Annotated in this window: 11 protein-coding genes, 8 tRNA genes, 1 rRNA gene and 1 pseudogene (1 of these 21 running past the window's edge); all 21 read right to left on the minus strand. The window is 38.5% G+C overall.

The features are described from left to right. Positions 1 to 42: 42 nt before the first annotated feature. Positions 43 to 1,299: an alcohol dehydrogenase catalytic domain-containing protein gene (locus QUE18_RS11620; RefSeq protein WP_009204637.1), complete on the minus strand. Its 1,257-nt coding sequence runs from the start codon at positions 1,297 to 1,299 to the stop codon at positions 43 to 45. A 130-nt stretch (positions 1,300 to 1,429) separates the two neighbouring features. Next, positions 1,430 to 2,542, minus strand: a complete 1,113-nt coding sequence (locus QUE18_RS11625) for a YibE/F family protein (RefSeq protein ID WP_009204638.1) — start codon at positions 2,540 to 2,542, stop codon at positions 1,430 to 1,432. A 2-nt stretch (positions 2,543 to 2,544) separates the two neighbouring features. Next, on the minus strand, positions 2,545 to 4,758 hold the full coding sequence (locus QUE18_RS11630) for a purple acid phosphatase family protein (protein ID WP_040344629.1): 2,214 nt from the start codon (positions 4,756 to 4,758) through the stop codon (positions 2,545 to 2,547). Between the two features lie 169 nt (positions 4,759 to 4,927). Continuing rightward, on the minus strand, positions 4,928 to 6,535 hold the full coding sequence (locus QUE18_RS11635; protein WP_008390682.1) for a CTP synthase: 1,608 nt from the start codon (positions 6,533 to 6,535) through the stop codon (positions 4,928 to 4,930). A 387-nt stretch (positions 6,536 to 6,922) separates the two neighbouring features. Beyond that, positions 6,923 to 8,329, minus strand: a complete 1,407-nt coding sequence (locus tag QUE18_RS11640; protein WP_009204640.1) for a hypothetical protein — start codon at positions 8,327 to 8,329, stop codon at positions 6,923 to 6,925. Then, positions 8,329 to 9,378 (minus strand): hypothetical protein, encoded by a 1,050-nt coding sequence (locus QUE18_RS11645; protein WP_009204641.1) that lies wholly within the window; start codon positions 9,376 to 9,378, stop codon positions 8,329 to 8,331. The genes QUE18_RS11640 and QUE18_RS11645 overlap by 1 nt, the downstream gene beginning before the upstream one ends. Then, entirely contained in the window at positions 9,362 to 10,450 is a 1,089-nt protein-coding gene (locus QUE18_RS11650; protein ID WP_009204642.1) for a hypothetical protein, read from the minus strand. The genes QUE18_RS11645 and QUE18_RS11650 overlap by 17 nt, the downstream gene beginning before the upstream one ends. Positions 10,451 to 10,466: 16 nt before the next feature. Continuing rightward, the gene (locus QUE18_RS11655) at positions 10,467 to 11,339 is read right to left on the minus strand and encodes an ABC transporter ATP-binding protein (RefSeq protein ID WP_009204643.1); all 873 of its coding nucleotides are present in this window, start codon (positions 11,337 to 11,339) and stop codon (positions 10,467 to 10,469) included. Between the two features lie 3 nt (positions 11,340 to 11,342). After that, positions 11,343 to 11,720 (minus strand): GntR family transcriptional regulator, encoded by a 378-nt coding sequence (locus QUE18_RS11660; protein WP_009204644.1) that lies wholly within the window; start codon positions 11,718 to 11,720, stop codon positions 11,343 to 11,345. Positions 11,721 to 11,971: 251 nt separating this feature from the next. Further along, positions 11,972 to 12,175, minus strand: a pseudogene (locus QUE18_RS11665) (dihydroxyacetone kinase family protein); the annotation flags it as partial. Between the two features lie 118 nt (positions 12,176 to 12,293). Next, entirely contained in the window at positions 12,294 to 12,959 is a 666-nt protein-coding gene (locus QUE18_RS11670) for an HAD family hydrolase (protein ID WP_009204646.1), read from the minus strand. Between the two features lie 167 nt (positions 12,960 to 13,126). Then, complete coding sequence (locus QUE18_RS11675; RefSeq protein WP_009204647.1) at positions 13,127 to 13,798, minus strand: C40 family peptidase; 672 nt, start codon at positions 13,796 to 13,798, stop codon at positions 13,127 to 13,129. A 189-nt stretch (positions 13,799 to 13,987) separates the two neighbouring features. Next, positions 13,988 to 14,061: transfer RNA gene (locus QUE18_RS11680), tRNA-Arg, on the minus strand. A 47-nt stretch (positions 14,062 to 14,108) separates the two neighbouring features. Beyond that, positions 14,109 to 14,194, minus strand: a tRNA-Leu gene (locus QUE18_RS11685). A gap of 31 nt (positions 14,195 to 14,225) precedes the next feature. Further along, positions 14,226 to 14,298 (minus strand) — tRNA-Val (locus QUE18_RS11690). Positions 14,299 to 14,324: 26 nt separating this feature from the next. After that, positions 14,325 to 14,398 (minus strand) — tRNA-Asp (locus tag QUE18_RS11695). Between the two features lie 24 nt (positions 14,399 to 14,422). Then, positions 14,423 to 14,496, minus strand: a tRNA-Ile gene (locus tag QUE18_RS11700). 6 nt (positions 14,497 to 14,502) lie between these two features. Beyond that, positions 14,503 to 14,575, minus strand: a tRNA-Thr gene (locus tag QUE18_RS11705). A 34-nt stretch (positions 14,576 to 14,609) separates the two neighbouring features. Beyond that, a tRNA-Glu gene (locus QUE18_RS11710) sits at positions 14,610 to 14,681 on the minus strand. Between the two features lie 47 nt (positions 14,682 to 14,728). Then, positions 14,729 to 14,801: transfer RNA gene (locus QUE18_RS11715), tRNA-Asn, on the minus strand. A gap of 86 nt (positions 14,802 to 14,887) precedes the next feature. Further along, positions 14,888 to 17,205: ribosomal RNA gene (locus QUE18_RS11720) — 23S ribosomal RNA — on the minus strand (it continues 570 nt past the right edge of the window).

Here is a 17,205-nt window from a genome sequence, read left to right on the forward strand (position 1 = left end):
TTTTATCATATACTCAAAATCTACAGTTGGCCAACTTACAAATTAAAATTTTTTAAAATGATCAAGCAGTATCTTCTCTGCTTCTGGATTCCACAATCCACCATGTCGTTTACAGGATTCATCTAATTCTCCAAAGACTGGATCTTTCTCAGCTAATTTCCCAAAGTCCTCTATTGCTGTCAATGGCAGGTTGATCTGTGGGTATGTAATCTTCTTTGATCCTGGTATCTTATTTAAATATAATGTTGTATCGACAATCGCATTGATTCCTCCAATGTGTGTGATTCCAACTGCTGGATTGATCTTGCCTGTTGTGATCAGGTCTAAAGCTTCGATCAGGTCTGAACGAAGTCCTCCAGATGAACCGATCAGTTTAGTTTTTAAATAATGGCTTCCGTATATATTCATTCCAGCACGATAATTTTTATCTGCTGTTGATGCATAAATATTCATGCAGCCATCCATTGCCATAATACGATTCCCTATTTCAGCTACACATTTGGGTGGTGCATAGACAAACACATCATCGTATCCTTTTTCATTGGTTATTGCCAGTAACACTGGAACGGAATCTGTAAAAATCGATGGATTGATATAATAAAGCTCTATTCCATGCCTGGTTCCTTCCTGCATCGGTATCATTTTCCTTACTTTTTCCAAACGCTCTTGATTCGTATCTGTGATCACGAGTCTTCTTGGCTTTTTCTTCATTCCAAGGACATAACGGATTGCCATTAGTCCCATGGGACCGGCTCCTCCAAGGATGATGGTATTCCCACCTTCTTTAATTCCAGATATATGATCGTGGGTTCCCTCTTTACTGTGATAGTTTGAATGAAAACTTCCCACTATACTATATAAAGCCTGAGCCTGTGCAAGTTCATAGAATGAATCTGCTTCATATTGCAACAAACATCCTTTCTCAATTACATCTGCTGGTATGATACAGTATGTTGCTGCACCTCCAAAATAAGGGTAAGAATATCCTGGTGATTCGATCTGGTGAGGAATCTCTGGTACTAATACAAATTGTTTTCCTTCCTGATAATCCTCTTTCCATCTTGTTCCGACTTTTGCTATCATTCCAGAAAATTCATGTCCGATCAGTACAGGATTCTTTTTAATATTCTTTGGTACTCTTAAATGTCTCTGTGCCAATGTGATCTCTTTTAAAGTTGATACTGCAATTCCGTTACATTCTATCTTCAAGAGAATCTCATCTTCAGCTATCTCAGGGATCTCAAATTCTTCCAAACGTATATCTTTGACTCCATAAAGTCTGACTCCTTTAACTTTCATAACCTTCGCCTCCTAAACTTAGTCAAATATTTATGTCTTGTTAAATTTAATTAATCTTTTTCATTATAACATATTCTCAAACTTCTGTCTGCGAATTCATAAAGATCTGAATTGTTATGGAGTCTTTTCTTTATTTTTGATTTTTACTATATAAAAATGCTGCGATCCAGGAGGTCACTGGAACTGCCATGATAACTCCGAGACTTGATGATAATCCCTGCATGATCTCAATCCCTACGGAATACATATTGATCACCTGTTGATATTCGTAATTGTATGCAAAGATAAATACTAATGTGTTGATCGATCCACCTGTAAATGCAAGAATCAGTGTATTGGTCATTGTTCCCATCATATCTCTTCCGACATTCATTCCTGATTGAAACAGTTCTTTTAACATCATCTGTGGATTTTGTTCTTTTAATTCATTGAGTGTAGAAGCGATTGACATTCCAACGTCCATGACTGCACCTAATGATGCGATCAAGATTCCTGCAAATAACAATTCACCAATTTTTATGTCTGTCATTTCTCCGACATAGACCAGATTCTCTATATCAGACACATTATATCCGGTAATCGATGTCACTTGTCCAAAGATCAATGCAAATGCTCCAGAAAATACCACACCTATGATCGTTCCAAGCATCGCGGCTACTGATTTCTTCGTAATTCCATCAACCATACACATCGTCACAACTGTTGTAAATGCGACCACTAATACAGCCGCCAGTATCGGGGATATTCCTTTGTAGATCATCGGAAGAAAAATAAAAAAGATACAAAGCATTGTAAATACCAAGCTTAATATTGATGAAATTCCTTTTCTTCCACCGACTGCAACCACGATTGCTACAAACACTGCTGCCATCAGCCATACCATAGGTCCTCTGTTTACACTATATACAGACGCCAGCAACTCTCCTTTCGATTCATTAATGATCGCTATGACTTTCATTCCTTTTTTACATTTTGCACCAAATAAATAACTTTGAGAGCTTGTTGCCTGTATTATTTTTCCTTTATGATCCCCTGAGAGAAGTTTTAATTCTACGGTTTGTTTTCCACTTCCACTATTTGATAAGTTTCCAGAGATCACGTTTGTTACTTCTGCTTTTTCAAAATTTCTTCCATCTGTATCTAGAAGTTTTGTCTTCTCAATTCCAGAAAAAGAAAAAAACAGCAGAAGAAAGAGAATGCCTGCGATCAGCAGACACACTCCTTTCATCTGTTTTTGTTTCATTGTTATTTCACAGTCACTTTCAGAACTTTACTGTAAGAACCGTAGATTTTCTTACCTTTAACTACTTTGTATGCACGAACCTTTACATAACATTTTTTCTTTGATCTTAATGACTTGATCGTATAAATTGTTTTTCTTGTATTTCTTGTCTTTGCTTTTTTAAAGTTCTTGTTTGATGCATATTTAATCTGATATCCAGATACAGATGCTTTTTTGATCTTAACTGTTACTTTCTTTTTGCCAGATTTTAATTTTGCAGATGCTTTTGCTACTACAACTTTCTTCTCTGCTGTTGTTTTCTTTACTGTTACTGGTTTTGTTGTTGCTTTCTTTTCTAATCCTGCTTTTGCATTTGTCAGAACTTTTAATGCATTTTCAACTTCATCTTTTGTTGCTTTTTTGTCTGCTGCAACTTCTTTGGCTCCTGTAAGTGCCTGTTCAAAGACTCTATAGCTTTCCGTTGTATATGCATCTTTTTGCTTTACAATGCTTTCAGATGCTTTAATTTCTGCATTAAGTGATGTCGTATCTCCTTTGCTCTTTGTGATAGAAAATGTTTCATCAATCTTTTCATCATTATCTGTACGATATGTATTGATCGTTAAACTATTTTCTGTTACATCAACAACTGAATATGTTGGGACATCTTCCTGCCAACGGTGTGCAATATATGTCTGCTGTCTTGGTACCAGATCATAATATTTACTTCCTGAAGAAGAACCTGCTGTCATATAAAGGACACCTTCTGGATTGATTACAGAGCTTCCCTGTTTTTTGACGGTCTCAATTGCTTTTTCATCCATGATACTTTTAAGATATGCTAAATATTTCTGATCTTTTTCATCTGTGCTGTCATTTTTAATATTTCCTGGTGCCACTGTTTTTGTCGTTGGATTTTCACCCGCATCCATATCTTTCTCTAATTCTGCATCAAATTCGTCATCTGTATAATCATTCGCTTTTGTTCCACCTAATAACATTTTAGATCTTGAATAAGCATGATCATGACCTGTTAATACAGCATCAATATCATTTTGTTCGAAAATCGGTGTTAACTGATATCTTAAATTTGTGATCTCTGGCTCATTAGAATGTTCTGCTGATCCATAAATATCCTGATGCAGTGTTACGATTCTCCATTTGCAGTCTTTATTCGCTGCAACTGTCTGCTCAATAAACTGTTTATGTTCTGCTACATTTGTATCCTGTGTATTTAACATGATAAATAATGCATTTCCATATTTGAAATAATAATCTCCACCGACTACCTTATTACTTCCAAGTTCACTTGCATTTGTTCTGTTAAAATGGTATGTATAGTTTGCATTATCTGCATCATGGTTACCGACTGTCGTTGCCACTGGAAGTGATTTTAATGCTTCTGGACTTAAATATCCTGTATACTCAATTTCACTTTTTGATGCATCTTTGTTTGGTAACTTTTTCTTTGTTGTCTGAATCTGGTCACCTGCGGATACAACAAAACTTAACTGATCATCTGTCTTTTCTAATGCTGCGTTTAACGTAGAAGACCAGTTAAATGCATCACTCTTTACTGCATTTGACTGTGCATCGTAAAATTCTTTCGTATCTTTTCCCTTTAATTCATTTGAAGATCCGATCTGTGGGTCACCTACAAATGCAAATGAGAAATTGTTTGTAGATTTTGTCGTGTACGAAGCTGGCTTTGTATACCCATTTCCATTGTCGTAACTATAATAATATGTTTTATTTTCTTTTAATCCTGTTGCTGTTACTTTATTAGAATTATAAGTTTCCCCATTGTTATCCTGTTCATCTTTTACCGCTGTTTGTTCTGCCTCATACACCTTGGCATTTTTCATATTACGGCCTTCACCAATGATCAGTTTTGGAACATTACTATTTGCCTGTTCTGGAGAAATTGCCTGTACTTTTGCCTGTACCGCTGCATTTGAATTACTATCATTTGTCTTCTTTGGTGTATACCATGCAAAATTCAACTCCGTTGCATTGCTTCCTGGTGATAATGAAATTTGTGTCCAGTCATTTTTTAAAGTTTCCCATTCTTTCTCCCAACGATTCCACTGTGCCGTTGTTCCCATTGTCTGTGCAATGTCTGCTGCATTTGTCTTGCCATCTGGAGCGGCACTTGCAAATACTGGTGCTACATTTGTTGCAGAAAGTGTCAATGCTAATGCACTGATCATCATTTGTTTTCTCCAATTAGATCTCATATATACCTCCTGATACCTTTGTCTTTTCATATCTTTCTGACTCTTAAAGGATTCTATCATATATATGTAAATTCTAATTGCATTGAATCGTAAATAATATGTAAAAAAAGATTCTGAAATATCAATCTATCTCAGAATCTTTTTGATGATGTTATATTAACTTTTTGTGTTATTTACCTTGATGTTCTAAGGCTGCTTCTACAAATCCTTTAAATAATGGATGTGCTTTATTAGGTCTTGATTTAAACTCAGGATGTGCCTGTGTTGCCACAAACCATGGATGTTCTGGAATCTCTACCATCTCTACGATTCTTCCGTCTGGTGAGCATCCGGATAACATCATTCCATTCTCCTGAAGGATGTCACGATATTCGTTATTTACTTCATATCTATGACGATGTCTTTCGTGAATCTCTTTCTCTCCATATAATTCATATGCTTTGGATCCTTCTGTTAATACACATGGGTAAGATCCTAAACGTAATGTTCCACCAAGATCTGTGACTCCATCCTGATCTGGCATGATATGAACCATTGGATGTGTTGTGTCTGGATTAAATTCCTGACTGTGTGCATCAGAGAATCCTAAGACATGTCTTCCGAATTCTACTAATGTAAGCTGCATTCCTAAGCACAGTCCAAGATATGGGATCTTGTTCTCTCTTGCGTATTTGATCGCACAGATCATTCCTTCGATTCCACGATCTCCGAATCCACCTGGAACTAAGATTCCGTGAACTCCACCTAACATCTCATCGACATTGTAAGAGCTGATTCTCTCTGAATCTACCCAGCGGATCTTCACATCTGCTGAATTTGCGACTCCAGCATGCTCTAAGGATTCTACGACACTGATGTAAGCATCATGTAAAGATACGTATTTACCAACTAATGCGATCTCTACTTTATGTTCTGGATGTTTCCATGCATCGATCATCTTCTTCCAGTCATCAAGATCTGGATCTGGGCATGGCATGTTCAGACATTCACATACTTCATGTGCCAAATGTTCTTTCTCCATCATCAAAGGTACTTCGTATAATACTTCTGCATCTAAGTTCTGAATAACTCTTGAACGTTCAACGTTACAGAACTGTGCGATCTTTCTCTTGATTCCGTCATCTAATGGATAATCAGAACGGCAGACAAGGATATCTGGCTGGATTCCCATTCCCTGTAAGTCTTTGACACTTGCCTGTGTTGGTTTTGTCTTTAATTCTCCTGAACTCTTTAAGTATGGAATTAATGTTACATGAATTAAAATACAGTTTTCATGTCCTACTTCATGCTGGAACTGTCTTAATGCTTCTAAGAATGGCTGGCTTTCGATATCTCCTACAGTTCCTCCGATCTCAATGATCGCTACTTCCTGATCGCTTGGATCTTCACTTCTGTAAAAACGGCTCTTGATCTCGTTTGTTACGTGTGGGATTACCTGTACTGTGTTACCACCATAATCTCCACGACGTTCTTTGGATAAGATACTCCAATATACTTTACCTGTTGTAACGTTTGATTTCTTATTCAGTCCTTCATCGATAAATCTTTCATAATGTCCAAGGTCTAAGTCAGTCTCTGCTCCGTCATCTGTTACGAAAACTTCTCCGTGCTGGATTGGGTTCATTGTTCCTGGGTCAATGTTGATATACGGATCAAACTTCTGGCTTGTGACATGATAGCCTCTGGCTTTTAGTAATCGTCCCAGAGAAGCTGCTGTGATTCCTTTACCTAATCCAGATACAACTCCTCCTGTAACAAATACATACTTTACTGGCATGTTTCTTCCTCCTATATGTGAATTTCTACTACTTTCTTATATTATCCCATTCAAAATAATATCATATCATATTATTTTTGATTTGTCATTGTGATTTGTTAAAAATAATGAAAAGGATTCTTATGTTTCTATATCATAGAATCATAGGAATCCTTATTTTCATATTTTAAAAATCGAAAGTGCTCACATCACAACTTAGATAGAGGATTGCAGATAAATATAAAATGATTGTTGATGATGATAATCTAAAATACAATTCTTTCGAGATTCTATGGGGTATGGGCGATGAACAATCGCAGGAAAACCGTAGTTCTCGAACTGTTTATTAAGGGGAGTTTGTGCTGTAAGCACTTTCTACCCATAATTTACCATATCATTTTGTATTTGTCAATTATTTCCTTTACTTTTTTTGTAAAAATTTACATAATTATTATTTTCATTATGATTGATCAATGATATTACCTGATTTTTACTATTTCCTTTGCTGTATGTCCAGCTTCCTAACTTACCGCTCTGTGGCGTTTTCTTGATCATAAATGTATTTAACCATTCTTGTGCATCCTTGGATGAGATACCCATTTTTTCGAAACAGCCTTTTAAGAATATCTTTTCTTCTTTTGTGAATCCTTTGAATGCCTCTGTTTCATCCCAGTAGATCAACATCTGTTTGATCTTGTGATCTTGCAAAAAGATCTGAACATTTTTCCTTGCATATAATTCTTCATCATTATAAGAACGAAGAATAACTTCATTCGCAGCTGATCCACTATGATCCGATATAGCTGTCCACATTTCTCTGCCACTTTGTGGAAGGTCAGATAGATTACTCCTAAGCCCAATCACTTTGTTAAAATCAAATCGAATGATAAAACGTTTGTAATTATACAGACATGTTAATCCATTTTTCTTGAATGTATGCCATTTGTCTGTATTATGGAACAAGTATGTTTTATCTCCAGCTTTTACTTTAATCCCTGCTGTATCTTTTTCGCATTGTTCCATCCATTTTTTGATTCCTTTGTATCCTGAATTCTCCATCGTATTGATCAATTTGGAGTTTTTCATATAATACTGGGATGTTCCATTGATACATCTCTTATGATTTTCATTTGTTGCATACAAAAGACCGTCTTTGTAATTCCAATTAAGATTCTGAATCTCTTGTTTTTCTGAATCTGTAAGCTTTTGATAATTTTCTTCAAATGTATTGTCTGGTCTTTGAATGATATCATAAAATCCGTCGGTATCATAACGGTCGAAATCTCCGTCAGAATCAATATCTTCATCCGGTTGCTGTATTGATAATCTATGAAGAACGGTGTCTTCTGCTCTTAAACGCAGCTCATACTCACCTGTTTTATCTTCCAGGATACTCGTTTTCCATACTTCATAACTTCCACTGTCATCTAAAAGAGTCGAACTTTCATCGTCTGATTTCATCATCTTATAAAATTTTTTCAGCCATTGCTCATTTTTTATTTCTCTTCTGTCTTCTGAAATCTGATTGATCTTATCTTCTGTGATAAAATTGTTTTCATTTGCTGACAGACTGATCGTTGATACGAACTGTTTTTTGCTTGTCAAAGGATAGATAAATAGTCCTGCTGCTATACAAAATCCAAGAAAGATCGCTATTTGTTTGACTCTTTTTCTTTTCTTAAATGATATGCTATACCATTTTCTCTGTAATTTTGACGGATGACGATAAAGCACGATTCCGATCGTTGCCAATAAAGCTAGAAGGATCAGTGGTGATAATATGATAATATAACCAGTTGCAGTTGAATAATACATTATACTGCCCTCCTTTTCTTACGCTTTTCTACTATATAATATATGATCGTTGCGATCACTGCTGCCAGAATGCCGCCTGTGTATGACTGAATCTTGAACCCTGTCACTACAATGAATAGTGAAACACAGAATGGAAAGATCCATACAAACAGATGCTCCATCCATGGAAAATACATAAAATTATTCCTCTTTGCCATATCTGACTTTTGAAATACATAAAATGCAACTCCAAAAAATACCGCGATCAATACGATCTGAATCAGAAGGATCTGTGCAAAATGATCAAACGAAGCCATCGTTACCAGCTGGTTCACACCTTTATCCCATATAAACTGTTTTGTGATCGGTCCATTTTCAAAAAATGTAGCCATCCACCAGCCATGATATATTGTATCTGGGAATGATAATACTTTGGGCATCATATAATCCATAAAATTTGGAAATAACATTGCTCCGATTCCGATCGCTCCTGCGATCCATGGTCTTTTGCAGATATTCTGAAAAAATATGGCAATGGCATAGATGAGTGTCAGTGATACCCATATAAATAGAAGATACGCACACAAATGTATAATGTTATCATTTCCAAGAAGTACTGCTCCGTTCTTACATACGGATAGATTCATCTCATACCATGACTGTGCCTTTGTTCTCATCATGATCATTCCGAATGAAAGGAAAAGCCATGGAATCGTATATGTCATCATTCCTGTGATCGTCCTTGTCAAGAAAATCTGACCTCTCTTGATCGGAAGCTGCATTAGAAATTCACCACATTTTGATGTACTGCTTTCCCGATACTGTATTACCGCTACAAAACTAATCGGTATCATAAGAACGATAATAAACATTTCATAGTATTGATCTAATGTTCCTAAAAACAGATTGCCATAATCATTATAACTTCCTCCATAAAAATTATTGATCTGATCTGCAGTTCCTGAAATATCGTTTGCGATCACATATTGTAATATAAAACATATCACTATGGTATACACTAATGTTATGGCTAGCAGATTTCGTTTTTCATGATTAACAAGCCCTCTCATAACATTTCCTCCTTATTGTCTGAATGATCGATACAGCAAAATATGTGATCACTAATATTACTACCAAATATATAAGCCAATGTACTGCATTTAATTTCTGTATGATCAGTTTATAACTGTCTGATGAAGACATAAATTCTTTTCCCCATGCGATCAATCCATAAATTATGGTTCGAAGTGTCTTGTCATACTTAAATATATGAACATATATCTCATGATTACTTAATGCATTAAAACATAGGATCGTGATCACTATCGTCGTAATGACTTTATTCTGCATCCCTGATAACCTTGTTAACATTCGGTTCTGTGCCTGCTCCTGCTTGATAAACTGTCGTTTTGCAAACCAGATACCAAAGACTCCTGCTGCAAATAAAACGGCAATACAGATAATAGCAGAATTTACATATTGTGCTTTCCAGATTGGATTGCTATCCAAGATATTCGCATCTAGCTGATAATTTAATGGATATAAAAATGTTCTGCCGAATCTTCCATAAATAACCCACTCGAGTATCGCAAATCTAGAAGATCTTACCTTAAACAGCAACTGGAGTAAAAATGCCAGATTCTGAAGGATCATCGGCAATATCACATAAAATGTAGCGACTGCTATGATAAGCCCTTGCCAGATATATGCTGTCACGATCAATGAAATCTGTATGAGTGCACAAAATGCAAAACACATTACTGCATTCCATAATGTGCATATGATCACATTCGTGATTGATTCCGCATTCGGAATCGTTACGATCTTCATTGCAAAGAAAATTCCATAGATGATCTCCGCGAATAAAAGTGATATATGCAGTTTTGTAAGACTCTTTTGGTAAATATCTTTCTTTGTCCATGGAAAGCTGTAAATATATTGCTGTTTCTTATTTTGCTGCAACTGATATACAATTCCTGCTGATAATGCTGCAAATAAAACTGTAATCAAAAGCCAGCCATTGATAAGATTATCCATTATCTCTACCAGTTCATCCACCGGATATTTCATGTTCCATACGAAAATCCCATATAACAATGCTGCTGGTGGAAGTACCAGAGCATATTTTCTAAAAAATTTCATCTCCAAGTTCCTCCTCTTAGCGGTTGCTGTAGACGAATACTTCTTCTAAACTTAATGGAATTTCCTCTACTACAATCGCTCCTGCTTGTTTTAATGCCTCATGAATTGGCTCTCCATACCCTTCTAATATTACTGTGTATACACTTCCAAGATTAGAATACGTGATCACTCCCGGAAGTTCTTTGAAGATCTCGCTTTTTGATTCTCCAAATACAACCTGTAATTTTGTAAATCGTTCTTTCATCTGATCCATTGTTCCATGATAAAGGATCTTTCCGTCCTTCATCATACTTGCGGAATCGCAGAAACTTTCTAAATCCTTTAAATCATGTGATGAGATCAGAACACTCATCCCATTCATATCGACTTCATTGACAATAAAATCTTTGATCTGTTTCTGTGCGATCACATCCAGTCCTGACATTGGTTCATCCATGATCATCACTTTTGGATGGATGGACAGATTCAACATCGAAGCTAATGACATTGCCTGTCCTTTAGATAATTCTTTGATTCTTTTACTTACATCTAATCCGATACTCTGATTGTAGTCCCTAAATACTTTCTCATCGAATGTTGGGTAGATCTGTTTATAAAATTCTACCATCTCATCGATATGATACCCTTCAAAATACTGGTTGCTGTCCGCAACATATCCTACCTGTGCTTTTACTTTTGGATTCTCGAAAATTTCTTCTCCACAGACCAGAATCTGTCCTTGATCCTGTTCATAAATTCCTGTTAGACATTTGATCAGTGTTGTCTTTCCACATCCATTGCGTCCTACCAGCCCATGAATGCTTCCCTCTTCTATATCCAGGCTGATTCCATGAAGAATCTCATTCTTTCCATATGATTTTTTCACGTCCTTTAGTTCGATCACTTTCATATCCTATCCCTCCAAATCCTGATAGATCTCATGTATCAGGCTTGCTATCTTCTCTTCATCATACCCTTCATAACGAAGCTCACTTAATATCTCTTTTAAACTTGTCTTGATCTCCTGCATCTTTTCTTTGTCTACCTCTTGTGAAGCATTCTCTGCCAAAAATGCTCCCTTTCCTCGTATTGTTATAATTACTTTCTCTTTCTCCAACAACTGATATGCTTTCGCTACGGTGTTGGGTGTTACACTGAGACTTAATGCTAATTTACGAACGGACGGCAAAGCATCTCCAGGTTTTAGATATCCTTTCCACGCTGCTTCTTTTACTTGTTCCATGATCTGTTCATAAATTGCCTTGCCACTGGCAGGGTTGATTCGAAACACATCTGTACCTCCTTATTGTTTTTGTCATACTGTATGCCATACTGTATTAGCTGTACTAACTGTACCATTTCATATGATACAGTTAGTTTATATACTTTTTTCTTATTTGTCAATAACTTTTTTAAAAATGTCAAGAAAATTTCCTATGAAATGAAAAAACCTCAAAGCTTCTTTCCGAAACTTTGAGGTTCTTCCTAAACAAATTGTATGAATATATAGAGGGTTCATTGCTTTCGCAATATAAATCATTCTTATAACAGGCTCTTTGCTGTGCTTCCAATGGTTGTGATGATGAAATAACAGCTGGTTGCTCCTGCATCAAGAACACCTCGAGAGCGTTCTCCAAGGCGGCTTGCTCGTCCGATCTTGGCTACAAGATCTTTTGTAGACTGCCATCCTTTTTCTGCTGCGGCATTCATAGCATCCAAACATTCTGCAAAGTCTTTTCCTGCTTCTGTTGTACTTTTCTTATCTGTGTTTATTTTAACATACAATCTTTTTTACCTGAAATGATTTTCAGTTCAAATATGGCACTCATTATGGCGCTATGTTTCACTTTGGGTTGTTGTTGGTTTATATAACGTACTCTAAAATCGCTTCCGGTTTCTCTACAATATATGTAGCATTATTCTCTCTTAACTCCTCTGCTCCTCGAAATCCCCATGCTACACCTATCGTATCCATCTTGGCATTCTGTCCTGTTTCCATATCTGTTTTTGAATCACCAATATATAAAACTTCTTCTGCTGGCAAATTCATATGATTAGCAATCTCTAATGCCGCGCTTGGATCCGGTTTCTTAGGAATTCCTTCTCTTTCACGTTCCCCATACACTGCAACCCATGGAAACTGTGAAAAATATTTATTTACCAATGCACTAGTATAATCTCCTCGTTTATTGGAATTTACTGCAATTTTAATTCCTTTTTCTTCTAAAGTTCCCAGTAACTTAAGAATTCCTTCATACGGAATCGTTTTGTTTAAATATCTCTTCTGATATGCTTTTGAAAATTGATCAACTGCCTCATCAAGAAACATTTCGTCTTTCTGTTTCTCTTCTGGCAATGCTCTCTGGATTAATTTACGAAATCCATTTCCAACCATCATCTTACATGCTTTGCTATCATATTCTTTCCATCCGTAGATTTTCATTACGTCATTGACACTATCTGTAAGATCATTGATCGTATCTAATAAAGTGCCATCTAAATCAAAAATAATTCCTTTGTATGTTTTCATCTTTGTCTTCCTTTCTACCTGCTTCTAGTCAATATTATACAATTGCAACTCATTAATAGCAAAGATTACTTTTACTAATTCATAGGGGAATTTCCTATAAATCGAAAAAAAGAACCCCTACATAATCTAATCTGATCATGTAAAGGTTCTTCCAATTCTTTATGTAATTATTCCACTACTCGTCTTACACAAACAATTCTACGGTAGTTTGCTCTTGGCGAAATTTTGATTCCTGTTCTTCTGTTACTTGCATGTACAATCTTTCCATTTCCAATATACATCGCTACATGTCCATTATAACAGATGATATCTCCTGGCTGTTTCTCATTATAAGAAACTTTTCTTCCTGCTCTTCTTAATTCAGAAGAAGTTCTTGGAAGATTATATCCAAATGATCTGTAAACTGATCCGATAAATCCTGAACAGTCAGCTCCTCTGTTTAAGTCTGTTCCACCCCATACGTAGGAGTTTCCAACAAAACGCTGTGCAAATTGTGCTACTGTCTGTCCTTTGTCATATGTTGTTCCTTCTAATGCAGGAGCATCTGTGTTAATATAAACATATTTCTTTAAGACATATCCTGTCTTACCGTTTACAGAAACCTTTCTCCACTTTCCACTTGTTGAATAGACTGTGACAGGTGTTCCAATCTCTAATCTCTTTAAAACTTTTGATCTTTTTGATTTGCTGGCTCTTAATTTGCACCAGTGTCTGAAGATTTTTCCATTATATCCATCATCAGCCTTAACCTGCTGTTTTGGTGTTGTTGTGATTGCTGTACCAAATATAAATAAAAAGACTAATGAGAAAATTGTTATTTTCTTTAATCGTGATTTCATTGATAACCCTTTCAATTGTTACACTTCTGTTACATACTTGAAGAATTTTACCATATAACGACACAAATGTAAAGGAAATAGTGTATTGTTTTGAATTTTATAATTAACAAATGAAATAATTGTAAAATTTGTATCATTGTGTTCTTTTTTTACATACAAAAAGAGACCTGATAAATCAGATCTCTTCAGCGTGGGCGAGAAGATTCGAACTCCCGGCCTTCTGGTCCGTAGCCAGACGCTCTATCCAGCTGAGCTACGCCCACATATTCAATTGTCAAATATGACAATTCAGATGTTATTCACATCTAAATGCCGCAGACCGGAATCGAACCGGTACTCGATTTAACTCGAACAGGATTTTAAGTCCTGCGCGTCTGCCAGTTCCGCCACTGCGGCATATACATACCTTAATTATCTGGCATATAAGTGGGACCAATAGGACTCGAACCTATGACCCTCTGCTTGTAAGGCAGATGCTCTCCCAGCTGAGCTATGATCCCAAACGATTGGTTTAAACACAATCTAGCGACCCGGATGGGAATCGAACCCACGACCTCCGCCGTGACAGGGCGGCGCTCTAACCAGCTGAGCCACCGGGCCAGAATGTAAATTATTTAGTTTAAATGGACCCTCGGGGACTCGAACCCCGGACCGATCGGTTATGAGCCGATTGCTCTAACCAACTGAGCTAAAGGTCCGTTTAAAGCCGTTGACCGGACTTGAACCGGTAACCTGCTGATTACAAATCAGCTGCTCTGCCAATTGAGCCACAACGGCATATTAGACGATATCACTCATTTATGAATCGTAATGACTCCAACGGGATTTGAACCCGTGTTACCGCCGTGAAAGGGCGGTGTCTTAACCACTTGACCATGGAGCCTGATTGTTCGACCGCTTCACGGTCTTAATACTTTATTCAGTATTTAACTCCCCGAGCCGGGCTCGAACCAGCGACAGCACGGTTAACAGCCGTGTGCTCTACCAACTGAGCTATCGAGGATTATTATAAGGTCTATTCTTATTATATCATATACCTTCAAAACAACATACAAGAATCTTTCTACATCTCTTACACTTCAGCCTTCTTTGGTTAAAGCCTCGACCGATTAGTAACAGTCAGCTCCATACGTTACCGTACTTCCACCTCTGCCCTATCTACCTCGTCGTCTTCAAGGGGTCTTACTACCTTATGGTATGGGAAATCTTATCTTTAGGGGGGCTTCACGCTTAGATGCCTTCAGCGTTTATCCCTTCCAGACTTGGCTACTCTGCTATGCACTTGGCAGTACAACAGATACACCAGCGGTCCGTCCATCCCGGTCCTCTCGTACTAAGGACAGCTCCTATCAAATTTCCTCCGCCTGCGCCGGATAGGGACCGAACTGTCTCACGACGTTCTGAACCCAGCTCGCGTACCGCTTTAATGGGCGAACAGCCCAACCCTTGGAACCTGCTACAGCTCCAGGATGCGATGAGCCGACATCGAGGTGCCAAACCACTCCGTCGATGTGAACTCTTGGGAGTGATAAGCCTGTTATCCCCAGGGTAGCTTTTATCCGTTGAGCGATGGCAATCCCACTTTATACCACCGGATCACTAAGTCCTACTTTCGTACCTGCTCCACCCGTCGGTGTCACAGTCAAGCTCCCTTCTGCCTTTGCACTCTTCGAATGGTTTCCAACCATTCTGAGGGAACCTTTGAGCGCCTCCGATACCCTTTCGGAGGCGACCGCCCCAGTCAAACTCCCCGCCTGACATTGTCCCCTGACCGGATCACGGCCACAGGTTAGAAATCCAACATGGTAAGGGTGGTATCCCAACAGCGACTCCGGTACAACTGACGTCATACCTTCTCAGTCTCCCACCTATCCTGTACATACCATGCCGAATCCCAGTATCAAACTGGAGTAAAGCTCCATGGGGTCTTTCCGTCCTGGCGCAGGTAACCAGCATCTTCACTGGTATTTCAATTTCACCGGGTGTATCGTTGAGACAGTGCCCAAATCATTACGCCTTTCGTGCGGGTCGGAACTTACCCGACAAGGAATTTCGCTACCTTAGGACCGTTATAGTTACGGCCGCCGTTTACTGGGGCTTAAGTTCAAAGCTTCGCTTGCGCTAACCTCTCCCCTTAACCTTCCAGCACCGGGCAGGCGTCAGCCCATATACTTCACCTTGCGGTTTTGCATAGACCTGTGTTTTTGCTAAACAGTTGCTTGGGCCATTTCTCTGCGGCCACTCTCATGGCACTCCTTCTCCCGAAGTTACGGAGTCATTTTGCCGAGTTCCTTAACAATACTTCTCCCGTCGGCCTTAGGATTCTCTCCTCATCCACCTGTGTCGGTTTGCGGTACGGGCACATATAAAACAATAGCGGCTTTTCTTGACAGCCAGGGGCCTGGACTTCCCTACTTATGTTCGGTACGCGTCACGTCTTCAGATCGTGCTGCGGATTTGCCAACAGCACTCCTACCTCGCTTGCACCGGGATATCCATTCCCGGATTCCATTCCCTGTCTGTGTCCCCACAGTTCTGTTTATATGCGGTACAGGAATTTCAACCTGTTATCCATCGACTACGTCTTTCGACCTCGCCTTAGGTCCCGACTTACCCAGAGCAGATCAGCTTTACTCTGGAAACCTTAGATATTCGGCCTGAAGGATTCTCACCTTCATCTCGCTACTCATTCCGGCATTCTCTCTTCTTAGCAGTCCACCACTCCTTACGGTATGGCTTCATCCCGCTAACAATGCTCCTCTACCAATGTTTACACATTCCTAAGCTTCGGTGTCGTGTTTCAGCCCCGGACATTTTCGGCGCAGGGACTCTCGACTAGTGAGCTATTACGCACTCTTTCAATGAATGGCTGCTTCTAAGCCAACGTCCTAGTTGTCTTAGAATCCCCACATCCTTTTCCACTTAACACGCACTTTGGGACCTTAGCTGTAGGTCTGGGCTCTTTCCCTTTTGACCATCCAACTTATCTCGTATGGTCTGACTCCCATGAATCATCTTGATGGCATTCGGAGTTTGATATGCTTTGGTAAGCTTTGACGCCCCCTAGGCAATTCAGTGCTCTACCTCCATAAGACTCTCATGAGGCTAGCCCTAAAGCTATTTCGAGGAGAACCAGCTATCTCCGGGTTCGATTGGAATTTCTCCGCTATCCACACCTCATCCCCACCCTTTTCAACGGATGTGGGTTCGGTCCTCCACTTCCTCTTACGGAAGCTTCAACCTGGACATGGATAGGTCACCCGGTTTCGGGTCTGCACTCACTGACTTGACGCGCTATTAACGCTTGCTTTCACTTCGGCTCCAGACCTTAAGTCCTTAACCTCGCCAGTACGCACAACTCGCCGGACCGTTCTACAAAAAGTACGCAGTCCCTCATATAAAGAGGT

It is taken from the genome of Anaerostipes hadrus ATCC 29173 = JCM 17467, assembly GCF_030296915.1.
Classification (GTDB): domain Bacteria; phylum Bacillota; class Clostridia; order Lachnospirales; family Lachnospiraceae; genus Anaerostipes; species Anaerostipes hadrus.

Bases quoted from the DNA above. Each gene is read 5' to 3' on its own strand.
- QUE18_RS11620 (WP_009204637.1), bottom strand. From the start codon at position 1,299: ATGAAAGTTAAAGGAGTCAGACTTTATGGAGTCAAAGATATACGTTTG.
- QUE18_RS11625 (WP_009204638.1), bottom strand. From the start codon at position 2,542: ATGAAACAAAAACAGATGAAAGGAGTGTGTCTGCTGATCGCAGGCATT.
- QUE18_RS11630 (WP_040344629.1), bottom strand. From the start codon at position 4,758: ATGAGATCTAATTGGAGAAAACAAATGATGATCAGTGCATTAGCATTG.
- QUE18_RS11635 (WP_008390682.1), bottom strand. From the start codon at position 6,535: ATGCCAGTAAAGTATGTATTTGTTACAGGAGGAGTTGTATCTGGATTA.
- QUE18_RS11640 (WP_009204640.1), bottom strand. From the start codon at position 8,329: ATGTATTATTCAACTGCAACTGGTTATATTATCATATTATCACCACTG.
- QUE18_RS11645 (WP_009204641.1), bottom strand. From the start codon at position 9,378: ATGAGAGGGCTTGTTAATCATGAAAAACGAAATCTGCTAGCCATAACA.
- QUE18_RS11650 (WP_009204642.1), bottom strand. From the start codon at position 10,450: ATGAAATTTTTTAGAAAATATGCTCTGGTACTTCCACCAGCAGCATTG.
- QUE18_RS11655 (WP_009204643.1), bottom strand. From the start codon at position 11,339: ATGAAAGTGATCGAACTAAAGGACGTGAAAAAATCATATGGAAAGAAT.
- QUE18_RS11670 (WP_009204646.1), bottom strand. From the start codon at position 12,959: ATGAAAACATACAAAGGAATTATTTTTGATTTAGATGGCACTTTATTA.
- QUE18_RS11675 (WP_009204647.1), bottom strand. From the start codon at position 13,798: ATGAAATCACGATTAAAGAAAATAACAATTTTCTCATTAGTCTTTTTA.